Origin of the sequence: Lysobacter sp. HDW10 (genome assembly GCF_011300685.1) — a bacterium.
Lineage (GTDB): Bacteria > Pseudomonadota > Gammaproteobacteria > Xanthomonadales > Xanthomonadaceae > Solilutibacter.
On record NZ_CP049864.1, the window covers coordinates 1,539,721 to 1,559,879 of the forward strand.

General features: G+C 54.9%; 20 protein-coding genes and 1 pseudogene. 12 read left to right on the forward strand and 9 right to left on the reverse strand.

Annotated elements, in window-relative coordinates; genetic code table 11:
* Window positions 1-6 precede the first annotated feature (6 nt).
* On the reverse strand, window positions 7-1,263 hold the full coding sequence (locus G7069_RS07435; RefSeq protein WP_166295877.1) for an endonuclease/exonuclease/phosphatase family protein: 1,257 nt from the start codon (window positions 1,261-1,263) through the stop codon (window positions 7-9).
* Window positions 1,260-1,997 carry an arginyltransferase gene (locus G7069_RS07440; protein ID WP_166295880.1) on the reverse strand — a complete coding sequence of 246 codons (738 nt, stop codon included), beginning with the start codon at window positions 1,995-1,997 and terminating at the stop codon, window positions 1,260-1,262. The genes G7069_RS07435 and G7069_RS07440 overlap by 4 nt, the downstream gene beginning before the upstream one ends.
* A gap of 138 nt (window positions 1,998-2,135) precedes the next feature.
* On the opposite strand from G7069_RS07440, the gene G7069_RS07445 reads away from it, so the two are divergent.
* Window positions 2,136-2,702 carry an EF-hand domain-containing protein gene (locus G7069_RS07445; RefSeq protein ID WP_166295883.1) on the forward strand — a complete coding sequence of 189 codons (567 nt, stop codon included), beginning with the start codon at window positions 2,136-2,138 and terminating at the stop codon, window positions 2,700-2,702.
* 7 nt (window positions 2,703-2,709) lie between these two features.
* Here G7069_RS07445 and G7069_RS07450 read toward each other — a convergent pair whose 3' ends face one another.
* From G7069_RS07450 to G7069_RS07460, 3 genes are read right to left on the reverse strand one after another with little or no spacing between them, the layout of a single operon-like run.
* Window positions 2,710-3,096, reverse strand: coding sequence for a DUF2007 domain-containing protein (locus G7069_RS07450; RefSeq protein ID WP_166295885.1), 387 nt, complete (start codon window positions 3,094-3,096; stop codon window positions 2,710-2,712).
* 1 nt (window position 3,097) lies between these two features.
* Window positions 3,098-3,976 (reverse strand): acyl-CoA thioesterase II, encoded by an 879-nt coding sequence (locus G7069_RS07455; protein ID WP_166295888.1) that lies wholly within the window; start codon window positions 3,974-3,976, stop codon window positions 3,098-3,100.
* Between the two features lie 47 nt (window positions 3,977-4,023).
* On the reverse strand, window positions 4,024-4,584 hold the full coding sequence (locus tag G7069_RS07460; protein WP_166295891.1) for an N-acetylmuramoyl-L-alanine amidase: 561 nt from the start codon (window positions 4,582-4,584) through the stop codon (window positions 4,024-4,026).
* 50 nt (window positions 4,585-4,634) lie between these two features.
* Between G7069_RS07460 and G7069_RS07465 the strand changes: the two genes are divergently transcribed.
* Both G7069_RS07465 and rlmKL read left to right on the forward strand, forming a co-directional pair.
* On the forward strand, window positions 4,635-5,159 hold the full coding sequence (locus G7069_RS07465; RefSeq protein WP_166297638.1) for an alpha/beta fold hydrolase: 525 nt from the start codon (window positions 4,635-4,637) through the stop codon (window positions 5,157-5,159).
* Entirely contained in the window at window positions 5,156-7,297 is a 2,142-nt protein-coding gene (gene rlmKL / locus G7069_RS07470) for a bifunctional 23S rRNA (guanine(2069)-N(7))-methyltransferase RlmK/23S rRNA (guanine(2445)-N(2))-methyltransferase RlmL (RefSeq protein ID WP_240912667.1), read from the forward strand. Before G7069_RS07465 ends, rlmKL begins: the two co-directional genes overlap by 4 nt.
* Here the strand turns inward: rlmKL and G7069_RS07475 are convergent, their stop codons facing one another.
* Window positions 7,298-7,714 carry a hypothetical protein gene (locus G7069_RS07475; RefSeq protein ID WP_166295897.1) on the reverse strand — a complete coding sequence of 139 codons (417 nt, stop codon included), beginning with the start codon at window positions 7,712-7,714 and terminating at the stop codon, window positions 7,298-7,300.
* Between the two features lie 65 nt (window positions 7,715-7,779).
* A complete protein-coding gene (locus tag G7069_RS07480; RefSeq protein WP_166295900.1) occupies window positions 7,780-8,433 on the reverse strand; it encodes an endonuclease V in 654 nt (217 codons plus the stop codon).
* A 120-nt stretch (window positions 8,434-8,553) separates the two neighbouring features.
* Here G7069_RS07480 and G7069_RS07485 point away from each other — a divergent pair, with 120 nt between their 5' ends.
* Together G7069_RS07485 and G7069_RS07490 are read left to right on the forward strand one after the other, a co-directional pair.
* Window positions 8,554-9,234 carry a L,D-transpeptidase family protein gene (locus tag G7069_RS07485; RefSeq protein ID WP_240912509.1) on the forward strand — a complete coding sequence of 227 codons (681 nt, stop codon included), beginning with the start codon at window positions 8,554-8,556 and terminating at the stop codon, window positions 9,232-9,234.
* Window positions 9,231-10,490: a dicarboxylate/amino acid:cation symporter gene (locus tag G7069_RS07490; RefSeq protein ID WP_166295906.1), complete on the forward strand. Its 1,260-nt coding sequence runs from the start codon at window positions 9,231-9,233 to the stop codon at window positions 10,488-10,490. The genes G7069_RS07485 and G7069_RS07490 overlap by 4 nt, the downstream gene beginning before the upstream one ends.
* A gap of 3 nt (window positions 10,491-10,493) precedes the next feature.
* Here the strand turns inward: G7069_RS07490 and G7069_RS07495 are convergent, their stop codons facing one another.
* Window positions 10,494-11,270, reverse strand: coding sequence for a helix-turn-helix domain-containing protein (locus G7069_RS07495; RefSeq protein WP_166295909.1), 777 nt, complete (start codon window positions 11,268-11,270; stop codon window positions 10,494-10,496).
* A 113-nt stretch (window positions 11,271-11,383) separates the two neighbouring features.
* Here G7069_RS07495 and G7069_RS07500 point away from each other — a divergent pair, with 113 nt between their 5' ends.
* Window positions 11,384-13,072: a type IV secretory system conjugative DNA transfer family protein gene (locus G7069_RS07500; protein ID WP_166295912.1), complete on the forward strand. Its 1,689-nt coding sequence runs from the start codon at window positions 11,384-11,386 to the stop codon at window positions 13,070-13,072.
* Here G7069_RS07500 and G7069_RS07505 read toward each other — a convergent pair whose 3' ends face one another.
* Window positions 13,073-13,780, reverse strand: a complete 708-nt coding sequence (locus G7069_RS07505; RefSeq protein WP_166295915.1) for a protein phosphatase 2C domain-containing protein — start codon at window positions 13,778-13,780, stop codon at window positions 13,073-13,075.
* A gap of 224 nt (window positions 13,781-14,004) precedes the next feature.
* On the opposite strand from G7069_RS07505, the pseudogene G7069_RS10695 reads away from it, so the two are divergent.
* From G7069_RS10695 to G7069_RS07535, 6 genes and pseudogenes are all read left to right on the forward strand, one after another.
* Window positions 14,005-14,415: pseudogene (locus G7069_RS10695) on the forward strand (lytic transglycosylase domain-containing protein); the annotation flags it as partial.
* A gap of 261 nt (window positions 14,416-14,676) precedes the next feature.
* Window positions 14,677-15,066, forward strand: coding sequence for a TrbC/VirB2 family protein (locus G7069_RS07515; protein WP_166295918.1), 390 nt, complete (start codon window positions 14,677-14,679; stop codon window positions 15,064-15,066).
* Entirely contained in the window at window positions 15,059-15,367 is a 309-nt protein-coding gene (locus G7069_RS07520; protein WP_166297642.1) for a VirB3 family type IV secretion system protein, read from the forward strand. Before G7069_RS07515 ends, G7069_RS07520 begins: the two co-directional genes overlap by 8 nt.
* Window positions 15,364-17,826, forward strand: coding sequence for a VirB4 family type IV secretion/conjugal transfer ATPase (locus G7069_RS07525; protein ID WP_240912510.1), 2,463 nt, complete (start codon window positions 15,364-15,366; stop codon window positions 17,824-17,826). Before G7069_RS07520 ends, G7069_RS07525 begins: the two co-directional genes overlap by 4 nt.
* On the forward strand, window positions 17,827-18,714 hold the full coding sequence (locus G7069_RS07530) for a hypothetical protein (protein WP_166295921.1): 888 nt from the start codon (window positions 17,827-17,829) through the stop codon (window positions 18,712-18,714).
* Window positions 18,714-19,715, forward strand: coding sequence for a type IV secretion system protein (locus tag G7069_RS07535; RefSeq protein ID WP_166295924.1), 1,002 nt, complete (start codon window positions 18,714-18,716; stop codon window positions 19,713-19,715). Before G7069_RS07530 ends, G7069_RS07535 begins: the two co-directional genes overlap by 1 nt.
* The last annotated feature ends 444 nt before the right edge of the window (window positions 19,716-20,159 follow it).

Below are 20,159 nucleotides of genomic sequence, written 5' to 3' on the forward strand. Positions count from 1 at the left end.
GATTCGTCATTTGGGTGTGGCAGCACGCATGTCTGCCCATACCAAGTGATGGTCACTGGCCTTTGTCCAACGTGCGCTTGGGTTGTCTTGCGTCGGCCAAAAGATGCCGGACTTCTCAAGAATTAAATCTTTGGAAGGCAGGACGTAGTCCACACGCAAGGTACCAACGCGCGGGCCGAAATCCGCCGTATGTGTCGCGTTGTCACCAAGTTTCTGCAGCGCATAGGCATTGGCCCTTTCTAGGCCGCCACGGCTGCGCGGTGCGTCGTATTGGGACACGCGCGGGTTTGAAATGAGTGTGTTGATGGCGGAATGATGTCCATCGCCATCCTTGGGGTCGGCATTCAAATCACCGACCACCACAAAAGACTCCGCTGATGTGAGGCCGCCACAAAGTCCGCTGTCATCACACAACCACGATGCGTTCGGCGAGGCTATATACGCGTTCCAGAACTGGATTTCCGCTGCATTGCGATGTCCGTTGCGATCTTCAGGACCATCAAATGCAGGCGGTGTCGGATGCGCAGCAAGCAGATGGATTCTGCCTTGTGGCGTCAGTATCGGCACATCCCAATGCGACTTCGACGATACGGGCATACGTTGCCAAACGCGCTCGGGATACCACGGCTTGCCGTCCACAGGATTTATAGGCGATGTTGCGCCTGGAATCGACGCCCACTTCAGGTTTTTGAAGCTACGCGTATGCGCCGACGCGATGGGATAGCGCGACAAAACCAACATGCCGTATTGGCCCGGATAGAGGCCGTAACCCCAGGCATCATTGCCGTAGGCGCGCCCACTTTTGCCAATGTTGCCATCGCGATCCAAATCGAAACCACTGGCGACACCCGTGTTGACCGGCGCAAAGTATCGGTAAGGATAAACAATAGCTGCCTCACCAAACTGCGGTACTTCCAAAAAACGCTGTTGGAACAAATCTGCCGCACGACCTTCCGCGTCGAAATCAAATTCATTCAACAGAATGATGTCTGGGCGAACTTTTTGGATGACTGCTGCCACATGTCGCGCATTGAGATCGTTCTGTTCGAGTCGCGTGATTAAGGCGCCAGTACGGTCACCGTGCAAAGAGACGTTATAAGTCGCCACACGCACGGGCGGCAGTGCTGCGCGAACCGCGCGCATCATCGTCTCGGGCATGCGTTCGGCGGCTTGCGATGGATCACCATGCACAACAATGCGTAAGCATCCTGCGCACAACACCATCGCGATGCACAGCATCCATACTTTTAAACTGAATTTCATGGCTCGGTACTTAGCTCCATATCACGCCATTGTCCGCGATCAATCATCTCAAGCGGTTTGAATCGCTTTTTGTAATCCATTTTCGGATGACCCTTGATCCAATAGCCCAAATACACATGCGGCAAGCCTTCGCGTTTGGCCCATTCGATCTGCTCAAGAATGCCGAAGGTGCCCAAGCTTCTGCGCTGTTCGTCGGGATCAAAAAATGTATAGACCGCGGACAGTCCCGTTTCAAACACATCCGTGACAGCAACACCAATCAACGCACCCGGTGCGCCCGCATGCGTGCGTCGCATTTCAATGAAGCGCGTTTCTGAAAATTCGCTCACCATGAAGCGATCGAAATCAATTTCGACATGGTCATCCATGCCGCCATCTTTATGACGTGACTGAAGGTAGCGGTGGTAAAGCGCGAATTGTTCGTCAGTGCGCTCAGCGGCCACAATGCGGACTTGAATATCCGCATTGGCTTGAAGACACCGTCGCTGTGCACGATCCGGATGAAAGCGCGCCACAGGAATTCGCACTGCGGTGCAATCTTGGCAGGTCACGCAATCAGGTCGATACACCATGTCGCCCGAACGCCTAAACCCCCACGACAGTGCCATCGGGTAGAGCGCGTTGAGACGTGGGTCGCGCGGATCTAACAACAGGTCACGGGCATAGCGATCCGGCCAGTAACCGCAAGGGTGGAAACCAGTCCGGTAGATCCGCAGTTCGTCGTCGACGGCCATCGTTTGATTCTCGCATTCAAACTTGCGCGCCGGCTAGTTCACGGAACAATTCATGAATGCGCCCGACACGGCGTCAACCCGAAATGGGCGGCAGACGTTGATGACGGTGTGGAACAACCACCTGATAAAGGATTTCGAATGAAACGTGCACTTCTGATGATCCCCGCCGTGTTGATCGCGGGTGCGGCTTTGGCTGCAGGCCAAGCAACCCACGCCGACAAGGGCCCTATGCAACACGCCAACCATGGCAATGGCATGTCCAAGTTGGACACCAATAAAGATGGGAAGTTGAGCAAGGCCGAGGCAGCCGCCAATCCGCGTTTGGCAGCGGCTTTCGACAAGCGTGACGTCAACAAAGACGGCTACATCGATGCGACTGATCGCGCTGCCATGAAGAAGCAATTCGAAGCGAAGCGTGCAGAAAGGCAAAAACAACATTTTGCCGAAGTTGATAGCAACAAAGACGGCAAGTTGAGCAAAGAAGAAATGCGCGCATTCCACCAGCGCAAACAAGCGGAACGCGCGCAAAAGCAAGCCGCAGGCATGGATGAGATGTTCAAGCGCATGGATACCAACAAAGATGGCTTCATTTCACAAGACGAAATGAAGGCAGGCCATCAAGGTGCTGAAGGTCGCATGGGCAAGCAACGTGGATGGCAGGGTCACCACGGCATGACACTGCCGCCGCCGCCCGCAAAGAAGTAAAAACTGATTATTTGAAGATCAGCATCAATGCGATTGCGATGACGCACACAAACAGCAATGTGATCTTCAATTTCAGTGCACGTTGTTCAGGTGTCTTGGCTACTTCAGGCGCCGTAGAACCCGCAAACGCGGCCGGCACATAAGCCGGTCGCGTTGTTTCCAACAAGCCTGCTTCGCGCAGCAATTCACGCGCTTTCGGCAAGTCTTCACTTTTCACTACCCAAAGCTCAGCCTGAGGCGACTTGTCGTTACCGTCGCGGTAACTGAAAGCATGCCGATGATTGCCTTTGTAGCTGCGGCCGTTATACGTGCGCGTTTCAATGCCTGCATCTTCCAGAAGCTTTGCGACACCTTCGACGTTTTCCAAACGGCGGCTTGAAAAAACCTGACGCATCTCAGGCCTCCGGCGGCGTGACGCGAATCATGCCTTCCTGCGCAGTGCTGGCAACCAGATGTCCCGCTTGGTCGAAGATCAGTCCACGTGCGAGTCCGCGCGCATTCTGTGCGCTAGGACTATCGATCGAATAGAGCAGCCATTCGTCGGCACGGAAGGGTCGGTGGAACCAAATCGCATGGTCGAGCGACGCCATCTGCACATTGGGTTGGTAGTAGCTGATGCCATGTGGGAAGTTCGCCGTCCCGAGCAAATGGAAATCTGAGGCATAGGCCAACAGTGCACGATGCAGTTCCGGCGCATCCGGTACGCGAGTGTTGAGCTTGAACCACACTTGCTGAAACGGCGGACGCTTCGGCGGATTCAGCTCATCGCGCGGATACACAGGGCGGAATTCAAAGGGCCCCGCGCGATCCAACCAGCGTTGCACTTTGGTTGGAAGCGTCGCCATCACATCCGCAGAAATCGGTGCGGTCGGGGCGATATCTTCCGGTTTGGGCACTTCAGGCATCGACAGTTGGTGGGTGCCGCCTTCTTCTTCATGTTGGAAGGAAGCCGCCGCAAAGAAGATCACCTGTCCGTGTTGAATCGCAGTGACGCGACGCACAGAAAAACTGCCGCCATCACGTGTCCGATCAACGGTGTAAAGAATCGGGGCTTCAATGTCGCCTGCGCGCAGAAAATACGCATGCAACGAATGCGCGGCGCGCGGTGAGCGCGCCGGGTCCATGCTGAGCTGAGCGGCTGACAAAGCCTGCCCGAGCACTTGGCCCCCAAAGACGTACTTGGTGCCAATGTCACGGCTTTGGCCACGGAAGATGTTGTCTTCCAAGCGTTCAAGCGTCAGCAGATCGACCAGTTCGGAGACAGCAGGACTCATTTCAGATTCGCGATTTCGGTGTGCCGGCATTATACCGACCGGGCCCTTTACAGCCTTTGCAGGCGGGTGCGCTCTAAAACACTGCCCCACGCGAATTGGGGGCCAGGGTCTCGTTTTCGACGAACGAGCTGCCGCGGATCATCCTCAGCGGGCACTTCGGTAAGGTCCAGATCTTCGTGGCCCGCAATGTGCGCCAAGCTCGGTACGCGGTTCGTCAGGAATTCGAGCAAACCGTACAACGATTGCATTTGCGCCGTCGTGTACTCACCCGCCATCTCTTGGTGGTCGGCATTGAGCCAGTGGGGGTAGCGTCCGACATTCATCAGCTCGATTCCGATCGAATGCGTGTTGTAGTCCCGGGTGTGATGCGCCACACGATCGAGCGGCACCCATTGATGCACGCTGCCATCGAAGTCGATATAGAAATGTCCGCTGTTACCGGTCCCGCTCTGGGTGTAATGAATCCGCTCGCCAAACGCGCGCGCCATCCCCAGGTCCGGGAGTTCGGTGCAGTGCATGACGACCAAGGTGATGTCCCGAAGCGCACGAATCCCCAAATTTTGCGCATAGGGCAAAGGTGAATAGCGAATTTCAGGTCCGTCGAGCATAGGTCGATGCTAGCATTCTCGATTCACCTGTAACACGGCAAATGCTGCACATGAAGGGCCATTGCATCCTCTCTCACGGTTTCGAAAGCGGACCGGACGCCACCAAAGTCACTGCGCTGGCGCTGGCCGCCGAAGCCTGTGGCTGGACCCACGAACGTCCGGACTACACGCACTTCGATGCGGACCGCGATAAAGGACCCTTGGGCGATGTCCCCAATCGCCTCGCGCACCTCATCCAAATTGCAACACGGGCAGCTGAGAAGGGCCCCGTTGTGCTCGCTGGCTCGAGCTTGGGTGCGTGGGTTTCGGGTCATGCCAGTGTGCAGGTGCCCGTTGTCGGTTTGTACCTGATGGCGCCGCCCATCCATCTCAGCACCGATCACCCGATCATTGCTGCAGACATTCCGACCGCCATCATTCATGGCTGGCATGACGAGCTCATTCCAGCCGCTGACGTCATCGAATGGGCACGTGCACGAAACGACGCCTTGTTACTCGTGAACGACAGTCATCGACTCTCAGATCATGTGACAACGACACGCATTCAATTCCAACATTTTCTGGAACAACTCTGAACACCTCGCCTTTATTTGTTAGCTGTGCCCAAGGCCTCGAATACCTATTGGTAGATGAACTGTTGGCACTCGGCTGCGCGACAGCAACGGCCGCACGTGCGGGCGTCAATGCCACCGGTACGCTCGAGCACGCGATGCGTGCGGTGATGTGGTCACGCTTGGCGAGTCGCGTGCTTTGGCCCATCGCAAAGTTTCAGTGCGAGGACGAGCAGGCCTTGTATGACGAAGTATCAAAGATTGACTGGGAACAACACATTCCCTTGCTTGCGAGCTTTGCGGTCAATGCACACGTATCCGGCAATGCTCTGAAGCACGAACAATACGCAGCCCTGCGCGTGAAAGATGCCATCGTGGACCAGTTGCGCGGGCAAACAGGGGTGCGCCCGGACATCGATACCGAACATCCCGACGTGCGCGTCGATCTCGTTGTGCAGAAGGGTCAAGCGACTTTGTCCATCGATTTGGGCGGGCAGTCTTTGCACAGGCGCGGCTGGCGATCGGCACAAGGTGCCGCCCCGCTCAAAGAAAATCTCGCCGCTGCCATGTTGATGCGCGGCAAATGGATGCAGGTGTATGCCAACGGCGGCGCATTGCTCGACCCGATGTGTGGCGCCGGTACGTTGGTGATTGAAGGCGCACTCATGGCCGGAGATGTCGCACCCGGATTGCAACGACACCAGGGCTTGCCGCCGACGCGATGGATGGGATTGCCCGTGGCATTGTGGAAAGGCCTGCAAGAAGAAGCGACAACGCGCGCTGAGGCCGGGCTCTCCGCGCTTCGCCCGGTGTTCTTCGGGAGTGATTTGGATCCGCGCGCCATTGACAGCGCCAAAGAAAATGCCGCGCGCGCGGGTATTGCCGCTGCGTGTACGTTCGAACAAGCCGATGTGGCCGACTTGCCAAAGCTCACGTTCGAGACCGGCTTGGTTGTCTGCAATCCCCCTTACGACAAGCGCTTGGAATCCAACGCAAGCGAGTATCGTGCGCTCGGTGATGCGCTACAACGCATTGCACCCGAATGGACCGGCAGCATTTTGTGTGGCAGTGACGCCTTGGCAAAGGCACTCGGCCTGCGTTGGAAAAAGGCCTATCCGTTGCGCAATGGCGCACTGGAATGCAGCCTGCTCGTGATCGAGCGCATGCGGCAAGAGGTGCGCGAAGTTTCAGCGCCGGCAGCGCTCTCAGACGGTGCACAAATGGTCGCCAATCGGATTCGAAAGAATCTGAAATCAAGCAAAGCGTGGCGACAACGCGAAGGTATTAACAACTGGCGCGCGTACGATGCAGATATCCCCGAGTACGCCGCCGCGGTAGACGTCTATACGGAGTCGGGCACCGGACACGTTTGGTTGCACGTGCAGGAATACCAAGCGCCGAGCGAAATCCCGGAAGCGGTGACACGCAAACGCTTCGCAGATCTCTTGGCGGGCGTGCGCGAAGTGTTTCAAGTGGACCGTGAGCGCGTTGCGGTAAAAACCCGACGCATTGCCAAGGGTGGCAGCAAATACGGTCAGTTCGATCAACGCAATGATTTCATCGTTGTGGAAGAGGGGGCTGCGCGATTGCGCGTAAACCTGTTTGACTACTTGGATACCGGTGTCTTTCTAGATCATCGACCCTTGCGCAAACGCATCCATGACGAAGCCGAAGACACGCGATTCTTGAATTTGTTCTGCTACACAGGCGTCGCCTCAATCCAAGCCGCATTGGGACGTGCGCGTTCGACCACGAGCGTGGATCTTTCCGGTACATACCTGCAATGGCTGGCTGACAATCTTGCAGAGAATCAACTGGCGGGACGCCAGCATCAAATCATTCAAGCGGATGTGATGCAGTGGCTCTCGCAAGAGCGTGCGCAATATGACTTGATTTTCTGCGACCCACCGACGTTTTCGAACTCGAAACGCGCAGAGGATTTTGAAGTCCAAAAATCACACGTCGAACTCATTCGCCTGTGTGTCGATCGATTGGCACCGGGCGGCACGCTGTATTTCTCCAACAATGCCAGACGCTTCAAGTTGGATACGGATGCTTTGGCAACGCTTGTCGATATTGAAGACATTACCCACGCCAGCATTCCCCCGGATTTTGCGCGCAACAGCAAAATTCATCGCGCATGGCGGATGACGGCAAAGTAACTACTTCAGGGCTACCGTGACGCTAGGCGGGCTTTGCCAATCTACGCCGCGCAAATGCAAAGTACTTGCGCCCAAGGTCTTGCTTTGCGGTTGCAGTTCGGTATGAATGGAAAACAGTTCCACTTCACCTGCGCGGTTGGTGTGGCTGAAACGAATTTCCGCATCGCCCGCCCACACGCATTGCACGTCTGGTTTGCAGCGTGAGTCATTCACCAGCTTCACGTATGTGATGCGGGAGCCATCTGGCAGCACGCCCACGTCATTGGGCTTCAAAGTGACCGGCTGACCTGCGACCAGTTGAACGGGCGGCGGCAAATGCGTATCGGATGGATTGGCACTGGTGCCACTCGCACACGCAGACAGGCCGAATGCCAAACATAGGCCGAGATTCAAGCGAATTGATTCGCGCATTTGCATGGTGTTCTCCAGCGGTCAGTGTCCAGCCTGAAGCAATCGCCTTGCACTACGCGTGAAAATCGCGGCTAAACGTGCTTCAAGAGCATCGACGCCAGTCGAATCGGTTCAGGCATTCGGTTGTGTTGAACCATCGCCATCACGAGCTCTGGTGCGGCCGCCATGGAGACGTGGTGGCCTGGAGATACGACCAATGGCGCCTCATTTACTTTGCTGCGCAACATCCATCCGATCTGAACACCCGCATCGCGCAAGGGCGAAAACGCGCCGCGCATTTCGTGCAATGGCTTCGAAGTGCCCAAGTCGATTTCCGTGGCGACACCAATCGTCGGCAAGTTCAAATTGACGCCAATGCAGACGGCAAGTCCCATCCGTCCAGTGCCGGAAACACCGTGGCCTTCGACGAGAAGTAAATCCGGCAAGGTTGGAAACGAACGAAACGCAGCGGCCACAGACGCACTGGCGGCTTCACTCAGTGACTTGTCGGAAAGCACAGTTGTCGTGGTGACTTCATAGGTCACCGTTAGCGTGTCGAATGCAAGCAGTACTGCCGCGCACTCAACAGACTGTCCTGACGAAGACGTCTTAAGGCTGACGCCAGCCACTGACTGCAGCACTTTCGGGAAGCGGTCCTTCAGGCGTGCATCGCCCACGACTTCGCCCAGCGCGCCAGATCGTGTCGCAAATTCAATGGTCGGACGGGATTCCCTGCTGGGGCTCATGAACGGTATGCTCACCGAATGAAGCGACTACTTTACCCACTCTTCTTTGGCACCGTGGCTTTAATTTCAGGCTGCGCCTCCGGCACTTCAAATCATGAGGTGCGGGCCGGCGAAAATGCCATGCAACTGGTGCGCGTGCTCGTTAAAGATTGGAATACCACGCACGGTCAACTGCAGCGATTTGAAAAGCATCGCGGCGAATGGCGGGCCGTGGGTTCGCCGATCGAAATTGTGGTCGGTCGCACCGGTAGTGCTTGGGGCAGAGGCTTGGCGCCGTCATTGACCGCTTCAGAAGATCCGATAAAGCGCGAAGGCGATGGGAAAGCGCCGGCCGGTGTATTTCGTATTGGCGACGCGTTTGGCTACGCGGACTCGCTTGCCACACATCTGCCGTATCTCCCCATGCAGGCCAGCAGCTTCTGCATGGATGTGCCTGCATCGCCTTTGTACAACCAGATCGTGGATGCCAAGAAAGTAGGCGAATCTGCGGTAATGGGTTCGACCGAACCGATGCGCTTAGACCTCGTCAAACCGGGCGACATGCGCTACCAACGCGGGTTTGTCATTGAACACAACGCGGACGCGGTGCCCGGCAAAGGCAGCTGTATCTTTGCGCACCAATGGAAGAATCGCGACACGCCCACGGCAGGGTGTACAGCGATGGCGCCCGAAAACATGATCGACCTTATCGGGTGGTTAGACCGCCGCGCCAAGCCGATTTTTGCCTTGATGACTGAAGACGCCTATGCACGCAATGCCGCGCGCTTCGCGCTGCCCGCATTGGAGATGGACCACGAATGAAGCTTTCCAGCACTGCACGCATGATCATCGCCTTGGTATCGGCGGTCGTCCTTGGGCTGCTCTCGAGTCGCTTGGCCCCTGATGCCACAGTGACCTTGTCGACCGTGATGCAAACCATCGGCAAACTTTGGTTGAATGCACTGCAAATGACGGTTGTACCTTTGGTGGGTGCGCTGGTCGTCTTGGCCATCAGCAATGCAGAGCATGCTGCTGCTTCTGGTCGTATGACACGCAAAGCGCTCATGGTGTTTTTGGTCTTGTTGTTTTTCAGTGCGACGCTCACAGCGGTCTTGGCACCGTTCTTGTTCAATCTTGCGCCGCGTAGTGAGGCATTGATGCATGCACTCATCGGCACCGGCAACACAGCGGCGGCCAACACGACCGCGCCTGCCGCGACCGACTGGTTTACCAACATCATTCCAACCAATGCAGTGGCTGCCGCCGCCAACGGCACGATGTTGTCATTGGTTGTATTTGCCTTGTTCTTTGGCTTTGCATTGACGCGCATCGAAGCGGCACGCGCGGCGCGATTGATGGACGTGTTTCAAGCCGTCGCAGACACCATGATCGTGATCGTGCGTTGGGTGTTGGTTGTTGCACCGATCGGCGTCTTTGCATTGGTGTTTGCCGTCACCGCGAAGACGGGGCTCGATATGGTCTCGGCGTTGGCCATCTACATTGCGGTCAGCATTGCGTTGTATATCTTGGCGACCTTGTCGATGTATGTCGTTGTCATGCTGGCGGGTCGAGATCGCGTCGCTACGTTCGCGCGGAGTATCGTGCCGGCACAGGCGGTAGCGGTGAGTACGCAGTCCTCACTGGCTTCATTGCCTGCGATGTTGCACGTTGCGGCGAAGAGCTTGGAACACCCCTTGCGCGTACCGTCTTTGGTATTGCCGATGGCGGTGTCGTTGTTCCGACTCACAAGCCCCGTGCAATACATTGTGGTGGCGTCATTTATCGCGTGGACGCAAGGCGTGCACTTGGGACCCGTGCAATTGCTCATTGCTATCTCATTGGCCGTGGTCGTCAGTCTGGGCTCAGTGGGCCTGCCAGGCCAAGCGAGCTTCATCGCAACCAATATGCCAATTACAAATGCGATGGGCTTGCCGGTTGAACCCCTCGGCGTCTTGCTTGCGGTGGACACCATTCCTGACGTCTTCGCGACCCTCGGCAACGTGACCGGCGACCTGGCGGCCACCAGTGTTGTCGCGAAGGGCGAGGGCGCCGACGCCTCTGAAGCCGACAGCACTTAAGTGCTAAGCGCGAAGAATGGGGTTGGCAATCGCTTCGAGCTTTTCCAACGCCAAGATTTCGAGGTCGCGTCGTTCGACGTGGATCAGCCCTTCTTCCTGATAGCGACGCAAAACGCGGCTGACTGTTTCTGGCGCGAGGCGCAGATATCTGGCGATATCCGTTCGCGCCATGCTCAGCTGGAAGCGCGAGGGTGCATTGGCGCTCGTAAACAGGCGTCGAGACATATCCACCAAGAACGCAGCAATGCGTTGGTCTGCTGTCCAGTCACCCGACATCAAAGCGGCTTTACCAATATCGCGACTTACCAATCGGAACAGCTGACGCTGCAAATTCGGCAGCTTTGAAGCCAAGACAGAAATCTTCGGGAAAGAAAAGCGGCAAAGGCTGACATCATCCAAGGCCACCGCGTTGCACGGGTACTTTTCACCGTCGATCGCATTCAAGCCAATCAGTTCGCCAGGCAAATGAAAACCGAGCACATGTTCATTGCCTTCGCGGTCAATCACGTAGGTTTTGACAGTGCCCGTTCGCACTGCGGCGATGGCATGGAACTTATCGCCGTCACGGAAGATATGATCGCCCGCGTGGTAGAGGTCAGTGTGTTCGATGAGCACATGGAGCTCGTTCAACTGGGTTTTGTCTAAACCATTCGAAACGCAGACGCTCGAAAACGCGCATGTGCCACAGAAATGTACGGCGTCGCCTTCTTGTTCGAAGGGATCGAGATTGACACCCGGAAATCGTTCCGGCCGCAGGGGGGCGTCGGTGTATCTGCTCATGGGGGCATTCTAGCCAATTCGGCGGCAGAAAATCTGGAATCGGTTAGGCTATATGCGGGGACAAGCCGCAATCATTGGATACGTTGCGCTTGCAAATGGTCTGGGGAGGCCAAATGAAATTGAAGTTGTGGTTCTGCGCGGCTGCGCTGGTGCCGGCTGCGTTGCTGGGCGCGTGTTTGTCGAGCTTCTTCATACCGATGTTGATTGGCACGCCTTGGCGATTCGATTTAGGCAGTTGGTGGTTGTATTGGCAACACTTGGATTCTGCGCGCGTCGCGCCCTATGTCTCTGACATTAAATGGGGCACCTCACTGGGTTTTGGCGTGCCATTTGCCTCATGGTGCGGCATGGCCGTACTCGGCTTCCGGCCACACAAGCAGTCGACGCACGGCGACGCCAGATTTGCGAGTGCCGCTGAGATTGCGAAGCAAGGCTTCTTCGAATCGTCCGAGAACGCCATCGTAATTGGCAAACATCGCGGGAAGATTCTGCGATTGGCGGGTCAACAATTCGTCATGCTTGCGGCGCCGACGCGATCAGGCAAAGGCGTGGGCGTTGTGATTCCGAACCTGCTCGAATACGGCGAATCCGTCGTTGTTCTGGACATCAAACAAGAAAATCACGCATTGACCTCAGGATGGCGCGCAGCCCAAGGCCAATCCGTATTCCTCTTCAATCCCTTCGCCGAAGATCTACGTACACATCGCTGGAATCCGCTGAGTTACGTATCGCCCGACCCGCGCTTTAGGGTTTCGGATATTCAGAATATCGCCGCGATGCTGTATCCCGATGGCGCGGATGAACAGGCGTTTTGGGTTTCACAATCTCGCAATGCCTTTCAAGCCCTAGTGCTTTATCTGTTCGATAATTTCAATGACGAGCGCGACATGGGATTGCCCGAGACGTCGCTCAATTTTCCGACCTTGGGCCACGTCAATCGACTTGCGGCCGGAAACGGTTCAGATCTGAAAGGTTTCTTGAGAGAGCTGTCGGAGCGAAGTTTTTGTGGCACCGAAACACGTCTCGCGTTCTCTGGTCTACTTTCGCAAGCAGACGACACCTTTGCCTCAATTGTAGGTAGCTTGCGTGCGCCCTTAAGTGCATGGGTCAATCCGGTTTTGGATGCTGCGACCAGCGGCAATGATTTTTGGCTGACCGACCTGCGTAAGCAAAAAATGAGCATTTATATTGGAATTCAGCCAAATAAAATCGCTGAAGCCAGGTTGCTGATCAATCTGTTTTTCAGTCAGCTCATTAACGTCAACACGCGCCAGCTGCCCTCACAGGATTCGACATTAGTGAACAGTTGTTTGTTGATGATGGATGAATTCACCAGCATCGGAAAGGTCGAAGTCATCGCTCACGCGGTGTCTTACATTGCCGGCTATAACCTGAGGCTCATGCCGATCATTCAATCTGTCGCGCAGCTCGAAGCAACCTACGGAAAAGAAACGGCGCGTACTTTGATGACCAATCATGCATTGCAAATCGTCTTTGCACCCCGGGAGCAACAAGACGCGAACGCATATTCCGAAATGCTGGGCTATAAGACTTTGCGTAAGACCAATCGAAGCCGAAGCTCAGGTGCGAATGGCGCAGTCACCCGTGCAGAAGTGGAAGAGCGCCGAGCGCTGATGCTGCCTCAAGAACTGAAATCACTCGGCAAAGACAAAGAAATCATTCTGTACGAAGGTTTGGCCCAGCCCATCTTGTGCGAAAAGATTCGCTACTTTGAAGATCCGTACTTCAAGCAGCGCTTGCTTCCGCCGGCACCTGTTCCAGAACTGATACTTCGCGCCTGATTAGCAATGGCGGACAACGAGCACGGTGACGTTGTCGGTACCGCCATCGTCTAACGCGCCTGCCACCAGCGTGTCGACAGCCTCTTGTGCCGTCGAGCGCGTGTTTGCCAGTACGGATGAAATCACTGCGTCTGTAACGTGCTCGGTCAAGCCGTCACTACAGAGCAAGAGTTGCGCGCCCGGCTCAAATTCGCCGGAAATGCTTTCAATGTTGAGCTGCGTGAGGTCAGTCACACCGAGTGCCTGCGTCACCATCTTTCGTTTTGGATGGGAGCGCGCTTCTTCACGGCTCAGCATGCCGCTGGCGACCAATTCTTCTACATGGCTGTGATCTTGGGTGACTTGCACCATGGGCGCATTGGGTGACCAAAGGTAAGCGCGGCTGTCGCCAATCCAAGCAATCTCAAATCGATTCCTTTTGAGGAGCGCGGCCACCACGGTCGTGCCCATCGGCAGGGTGTCTGCGCGTCTGCGTGAAGCGCGTAGGATTTCTTCGCCTGCGGTTCTGAAGGCATCGACCAGACCTCGGCCATCGCGAACTTCACGCACGATCACGTCACGCGCGAGCGCGCTGGCAACCTCGCCGTAGTCATGTCCGCCAATGCCGTCAGCGACCAAGAACAAGCCCAGGCCCGATTCGCCGTGATAGGTGTCCTCATTGTGGTCCCGGCGTAAACCGGTGTGGGTGAGGTGACCGAATTCGAACATAACTGGGTGGGTTGGCGGCTATTGAATACATCATGGCAGAAAATCGGCCGCTGACTCAATCGTTCGTCCGAAAAATGGAGATGTTGCGGTCAGGGTTTTCCTAATTCATAGGAAAAACCCTATTTTTCGCGCGTTTCGTTGACTGATCTAGAAGCTGCTGGAATATTCGATTCCCAAGTGAGCAAGCACGCAGCACTTCGGGGGAGAGGCACATGTTGCCTGGTATGGAAATGTTGGGATGCCAGATCGACGTTCCAGCGTCGGTGATGAAGCATGTCGTCAAAATTGAGTCCTCATTTAACCCCTTCGCGATTGGCGTTGTGAAGGGAAGACTTGCGCGCCAGCCAAGAAACTTGAAAGAGGCGGTCGCCACCGCAGAGATGCTTGAGGCCAACGGGTTCAACTTTTCATTGGGTTTGGCGCAGGTGAATCGCTACAACCTGAAGAAGTACGGCATACATACCTATGCCGACGCCTTTGAACCCTGCACCAATCTTCGTGCCGGCTCAAAGATTCTTCTCGACTGCAATGAGCGGGCAGGCGGCCATTGGGGCAAATCCTTCAGTTGCTATTACTCGGGCAATTTCACGACGGGCTACAGAGCCGGATACGTCCAAAAGATAGAGCGATCCATGTACGCGCAGGCAAAGCCCGTCACGGATGCAATTGCGATACCTGTCATTTCCGACGCAAAACCTCGTCGTTCCGTTGGCGACACGCACATCGCACCAACTCGAAAACGCGAAAGTCCGCCAAGTGACAACGATTCATTGGTTGTAAGGCGCTCGAAATCTAATGCTGTCTCAGCCGTGTCGGGAACTCAACCCGCAAACACGTCTTCACAACCCGAAGTAGACGAAGCATTCGTCTTCTAAAGATTAACTTGGAACTATCACATGCACACATCGAAAAAATCACAAAGAAACCTGCTTCTTCTCATGCTCATTTGCTTTGCAGTTCTTTGCGTAGCGGCACCAGAGGTGTTGGCTGCCGAGGGTGAGGCTGAAAAGAAGCTCTGCGGCGTGATGGGTCAGTTCTACACCCTCTTAAAGGCGGCATCGGTGCTTATTGTCACCGTTGCGGTGATCTTTGCTGGCTACCAAATTGCATTCGCGCATAAGCGAATTTCCGAAGTGGCACCTGTGCTTATCGGCGGCATTCTGATTGGAGCAGCCGCTCAGATCGCGACGATGATGATCAGCAACAAGTCGATGGTCGGAAAGGATGGCTGCAGTGTTGATACGTCCGCATACGTCGTCACTGTAGATGCCCTGTACCGTGCGTAAGACCACCTTGTTCAAAGGGTGCACACGGCCGGCCATGTTCTTGGGTGTGCCTTACGTGCCTTTCATTATGGGGACGGGGACGTGCCTGCTTCTTGCCATGTACGTTGATCTGTATGTCTTGTTCTCACTGCCCGCAGTTGTGTTCGCAATGAGAATGCTCACCAAATACGACGAACACATCTTTCATCTGTTCGGCTTGCACGTTTTGGTCAGGCTACGAATGCGCAATCTGAGGGTGCATAACGGCAAATGGGTTTTCAGTGCCATGGGTAACCGCAAGGTAGGCTTGGATCACTCGTGAAGCAGACCCAACGCCCCATCGCTGACACCGCGATTGCCGATTTTCTTCCGTTCTCATCGCATGTGTCCACGCACGTCTTAAAGACCGTTGGCGGTGAGTACCTGATGACCTGGGCCATCGAGGGTTTGCCATTTGTCGGCCGCGAAGCTTGGGAGATTGATCACAAGCACGAGACCTTCAATAGACTGCTGCAAGGGCTACGAGCACCGGATTTCTCCAATGTTGCCTTTTGGACACATGACGTTCGGCGACGTAAAGCCATTGAAAGCGCAGCCAAGTTTGATGAGGTCTTTCATCAGCAACTGTCAGACAAGTACTTTCGCAAACTTTCAAACGAACGGACACTTCAGAACGCGTTGTACCTGACGCTTGTGTATCGGCCCATCGTGGGCCCGCGTGCGCTGCGCGAACGTCCAAAGTCGCTAGAGGCGATTCGCACAGCGGAGCACGCTGCGATCTCGACCATGCAAGAACTCGCAGGAAACGTGGAGGCCGTGCTCGGCCCTTACGGCGCGCGCCGCCTCGGCATCTATGAGGCTAAGAATGGTGTCCAGTTCTCTTCGACGCTTGAGCTGTTCTCATTTCTACTCAATCGCGTGGATGAAAAGGTCCCGGTACTCAATGCGCCCGCACGGGACGTCATTGCGACGAGTCGATTGAGCTTCTCGACCCGCTCTGGAGACTTCCTTATAGCGCATCCGGGTGCGCCTCCTTCGTACGGCGCAATGCTGACGGTGAAGGACTACCCATCGGCCACCTCAGTGGGCGTGTTGAATGGACTCAAGTACTTAGATTTTGAATACGTCATAACGCATTCCTTCTCTCCGAAGGGGCGCCACGAGGCCATGAAGGCTTTGGAAAGAACGCAGGGCATGATGATTTCCTCCGGCGATCGTGCGCATTCTCAGATCGCAGAATTGAATCAGGCCATGGACCAGCTGGCGTCCGGCCACTTTGTTTTGGGTGAGTACCACTTCTCAATCGCGGTATTTGCCGATTCTCAAGGGCAGTTGGCCAAGAACCTAGCAACGACGCGCGCCGAGCTTTCCAACGCAGGTTTTGTAAGCGTCAAGGAAGATCTTGCCGTAGCGGCCGGATTCTTCGCGCAATTCCCTGCGAACTGGAAGTACCGTACGCGGGTAGCCCATGTGAGTTCACTGAACTTTCTGGGGCTTTCGCCGCTGCACAACTTTGCAATGGGCAAACGTACCGGCAACCCGTGGGGGCCGGCGATTACAACCCTGCAGACCACAAACGGACAGCCGTTCAACTTCAATTTTCACGCAACCAAGATTGACGAGGATGCGGAAGGCGAGATGGCCATTGGTAACACGATGGTCATTGGCAAATCAGGCTCTGGTAAGACCGCGCTGGTCAACTTTCTCTTGAGTCAATCGCAAGCGTTGTCTCCGGCACCGACCGTGTTCTTCTTCGATAAAGATCGCGGTGCAGAGATCTTTGTACGCGCCGCGGGCGGGCGGTACCTGGCGCTTGAGAACGGTGCGCCAACGGGATTTAACCCTTTCCAATGTGAGCGCACAGAGGCCAATATCCAGTTCCTTTGTGGCTTGGTCCGACTCCTTTGCGGAAAGGATGCTTTTACTGCTCGAGAAGATCAGGACATCTACATTGCGGTCTCGGCGCTTCTAGACCTTCCGGATGGCCTGCGTACCATCAGCAACCTTCAAAAGAGTCTGCCCAATCAAGGCGACGACGGACTCTATGCGCGACTCCGAAAGTGGACCCGAGGGCAGGCACTTGGATGGGTCTTTGACAACCCGATTGATCAAATCAAGCTCGATGGCGCGCCACTCATTGGCTTTGATTACACGGAGATTCTTGACCTCCCAGAAGTGCGCGTACCGATCATCAACTATCTGCTGCACCGACTCGAATCACTGATTGATGGAAGAAGACTTATCTATGTCATGGATGAGTTCTGGAAGATTCTGGAAGGTGGTGGAGGTCTCAAAGACTTTGCCCGAAACAAGCAGAAGACGATTCGAAAGCAAAATGGCCTTGGCATCTTTGCGACACAAAGCCCTGAAGATGCGCTGAAATCAGATATTGCGGCGACTTTGATCGAACAAACTGCAACGCTTGTTCTTCTGCCAAATCCAAATGCGCGCAGGGAAGACTACGTAGACGGATTGAAGTTGACACAAGCCGAGTTTGAAGTCGTGTCCGCTTTAGATGAAAGGTCTAGATGCTTTCTGGTTAAGCAAGGGCATGAATCCGCGATCTGCAAGCTCGATCTGAACGGCTTGAATGATGAACTCGCAATCATTTCGGCATCCACTGCAAATGTCGAGATTCTCAGAGATGTACTGACGACGCACGCCACAAAGCATGGCGTCGATCCCGATCTGCTTCGGCCAGGCCAGTGGTTGCCTGATTTTCAAGCAAGACGGGCGGGTGCGCGCAACCCATCAGAGTCCACCGAAGTTGAGTTCAATTAAATGAAAACCAAGCAACCTTCAAAGAGGCTTCGCTATCGGCTCAGAGTACCCATGGGCTTGGTGACACTGGTGCTGCTTGCGTTGAGTATGTACGCCTACGCGGAATGGGCGGTGTCCGATAAAACGACCCAAAATCGGATCAACGACAGCAATAAGATCCTAGGCAGCAGCAAAGACGGGACGCTATCTCGCAGTCTTCAATACATGCGAGAGGTTGGCAAGGGTGATTTTTCGAAGTCTGATTCGGGGCAAAAGCGCTACGAAGATCCGTCGCTCAAATGGGAGAAGAAGGATTTCGAAAAGCCTTCTCAGGTCAACATCGACGTCAATGATCGATGCGTCAAAGGCAAGGTTCCGGCGATGCCGAAGATTGCCGGCGTTCCAGATGTAACTGTGCCGGTGGGGAAGACCGATCTCTTTGACGACTCATACAAGCTGTGCAAAGAAATCGTCGAAACCGAAAAAGCACAGTTCACGTACAACTTGAAAATGAGTGAGTTGGCCGGAAAGCGATACGAGCGCTACTGGGCCATCGCAGAAGAGCGAAACAAGCTCAAAGAGAGTGATGCAGGGAAGCTGCAATCAAATACCAACAAAATGACCGCGTTGTTGACTTTGATTGGTATCGACGCTGCTCAGCAGAAATCCTACAACGACGTATACACCGCGAGAATTGCTTACCTGAAGGCTTCTCGTGATGCGATTGCCATGCGTGTTGCGAGTGGAGGTACGGGTGGATCGAACGACGCGAAGCTAACACCTGAAGTCCTGGCAAATATTGGAAAGCGCTCCGCAGCCGACGCCATTGTCGTCGACGTCATGCATCGTGCCTTTACCAGCAAAGATTTGCGCGCCGATCGCACACGTGAAGTCAGAGGTATCGATTAATGGATGGCGTCATTGAGTGGGCAGTCTTCAACGAGATATTCGAGTTCGTCGACCATGAACTCCAAACGCTCACCTTCAACATGGTCAACGGCTTCATAAAATGGATACTGCTGACCGGCACGCTCATTGTCACGACATGGCTCATCGCGCAAGGTTGGATGCTAGTGACGGGTAAGTCACGCGAACCCCTCGCAAGCGTTGTGACATCAGTGATGAAGGTATTCGCTGTGACGTTCTTCGCAGCTGGCTTCACGTGGGGTGCCGACAATCTAGCGACAACCTTGGGCCAGACGATGCCAAGAGCCATTACGGGCATTGTGACGTCAAACGAACGCGACCCAAAAGACGCGATCAACGAAAGCTTTAAGGTGATGCAGGGTACTTTTGCCTTGGCGGACATGTTCTCTGCGCTAGGTGACTCTGCGGAGATGAAGTCCCAACTGAAAAGCATGCAGATCTACAGCGCTGTCGGCGTTGCCGGCCCCGCCGTTGTTGGCGGTGCCCTTCTTATGATCTACAAGTTCGCGTTGGCCCTATTCATCGGTTTTGGGCCGATCTTCATACTTTGCTTGCTGTTCAAGCAAACCCAATCTTTGTTTTCGAAATGGCTCTACTACGGCGCGGGAACGACATTCTCACTTGCGGTCTTGAGCTTTATGGTTGCCATCGCTATGAAAGTCGTTGTCATTGTCGCCGTCACAATGTTCGTTAAGCTGAGATTCGCAGCCACTGGTGATAGCACATTGCAAGGATTAGATATGACAGCTCTTCAGCAAGGTGGCGTTGGCCTTGTGATGACCGCACTCATAATCTTGTGCCCTCCTATTGCCGCGCAATTCTTCAGTGTTACCGTCGGCACATTCTCAAGCCCTTATTCAAACTTTGGCATGACGGGAGGGCACGGCGGGTCAAGTAAAAGACTCGCATACGAACACCCTGGTTTGCCCCAATTAGAAGAAGTAACCCCAGATTCGAAGGGGAAAAGGAATCATGCGTGGTGACCACAACTTTTCTAACGCGCTTGGCGAAATTCTTCTTTGTTGCCTTCTGTCTTTTGGGAGGTACTGAGATTGCGTTCGCACAGAGCGGTCCATGTCCACGTGGCATGATTCCGAGGCCGGGAAGATGCTACTCCCCAACCGAGGAGGTCGTTTTGGAACCCGCGCCCAGTTATGAAGATCGATTTGGTGCAATTGCGTTTCAAGACGATGCGTTTGGAAACGCTGCGAGTGCTTCATCTGGGGCAGAAAGCGAAGAGCAAGCGAAGGCGATTGCATTGGGAAAATGTGGGGATCATTGTAAGATCGTCTACGTTGTTAGAAACCAGTGCATGGCTGCAGCTGAGGGTATTGGTGAGTTTGGACAGGCGGGATTAGGCGCATCAACGTCACTGACTCGTGCCATCCAGAGAGCCTTGAAACAATGTAGAAAAAACGGTGGTGTTG

Coding starts and splice junctions, on each gene's coding strand:
- G7069_RS07480 (WP_166295900.1), bottom strand. CDS start 8,433: ATGAGCCCCAGCAGGGAATCCCGTCCGACCATTGAATTTGCGACACGA.
- G7069_RS07485 (WP_240912509.1), top strand. CDS start 8,554: ATGCAACTGGTGCGCGTGCTCGTTAAAGATTGGAATACCACGCACGGT.
- G7069_RS07515 (WP_166295918.1), top strand. CDS start 14,677: ATGCACACATCGAAAAAATCACAAAGAAACCTGCTTCTTCTCATGCTC.
- G7069_RS07535 (WP_166295924.1), top strand. CDS start 18,714: ATGGATGGCGTCATTGAGTGGGCAGTCTTCAACGAGATATTCGAGTTC.
- G7069_RS07495 (WP_166295909.1), bottom strand. CDS start 11,270: ATGAGCAGATACACCGACGCCCCCCTGCGGCCGGAACGATTTCCGGGT.
- G7069_RS07465 (WP_166297638.1), top strand. CDS start 4,635: ATGAAGGGCCATTGCATCCTCTCTCACGGTTTCGAAAGCGGACCGGAC.
- G7069_RS07500 (WP_166295912.1), top strand. CDS start 11,384: ATGAAATTGAAGTTGTGGTTCTGCGCGGCTGCGCTGGTGCCGGCTGCG.
- G7069_RS07440 (WP_166295880.1), bottom strand. CDS start 1,997: ATGGCCGTCGACGACGAACTGCGGATCTACCGGACTGGTTTCCACCCT.
- G7069_RS07455 (WP_166295888.1), bottom strand. CDS start 3,976: ATGAGTCCTGCTGTCTCCGAACTGGTCGATCTGCTGACGCTTGAACGC.
- G7069_RS07445 (WP_166295883.1), top strand. CDS start 2,136: ATGAAACGTGCACTTCTGATGATCCCCGCCGTGTTGATCGCGGGTGCG.
- G7069_RS07530 (WP_166295921.1), top strand. CDS start 17,827: ATGAAAACCAAGCAACCTTCAAAGAGGCTTCGCTATCGGCTCAGAGTA.
- G7069_RS07505 (WP_166295915.1), bottom strand. CDS start 13,780: ATGTTCGAATTCGGTCACCTCACCCACACCGGTTTACGCCGGGACCAC.
- G7069_RS07490 (WP_166295906.1), top strand. CDS start 9,231: ATGAAGCTTTCCAGCACTGCACGCATGATCATCGCCTTGGTATCGGCG.
- G7069_RS07450 (WP_166295885.1), bottom strand. CDS start 3,096: ATGCGTCAGGTTTTTTCAAGCCGCCGTTTGGAAAACGTCGAAGGTGTC.
- G7069_RS07475 (WP_166295897.1), bottom strand. CDS start 7,714: ATGCAAATGCGCGAATCAATTCGCTTGAATCTCGGCCTATGTTTGGCA.
- G7069_RS07435 (WP_166295877.1), bottom strand. CDS start 1,263: ATGAAATTCAGTTTAAAAGTATGGATGCTGTGCATCGCGATGGTGTTG.
- G7069_RS07460 (WP_166295891.1), bottom strand. CDS start 4,584: ATGCTCGACGGACCTGAAATTCGCTATTCACCTTTGCCCTATGCGCAA.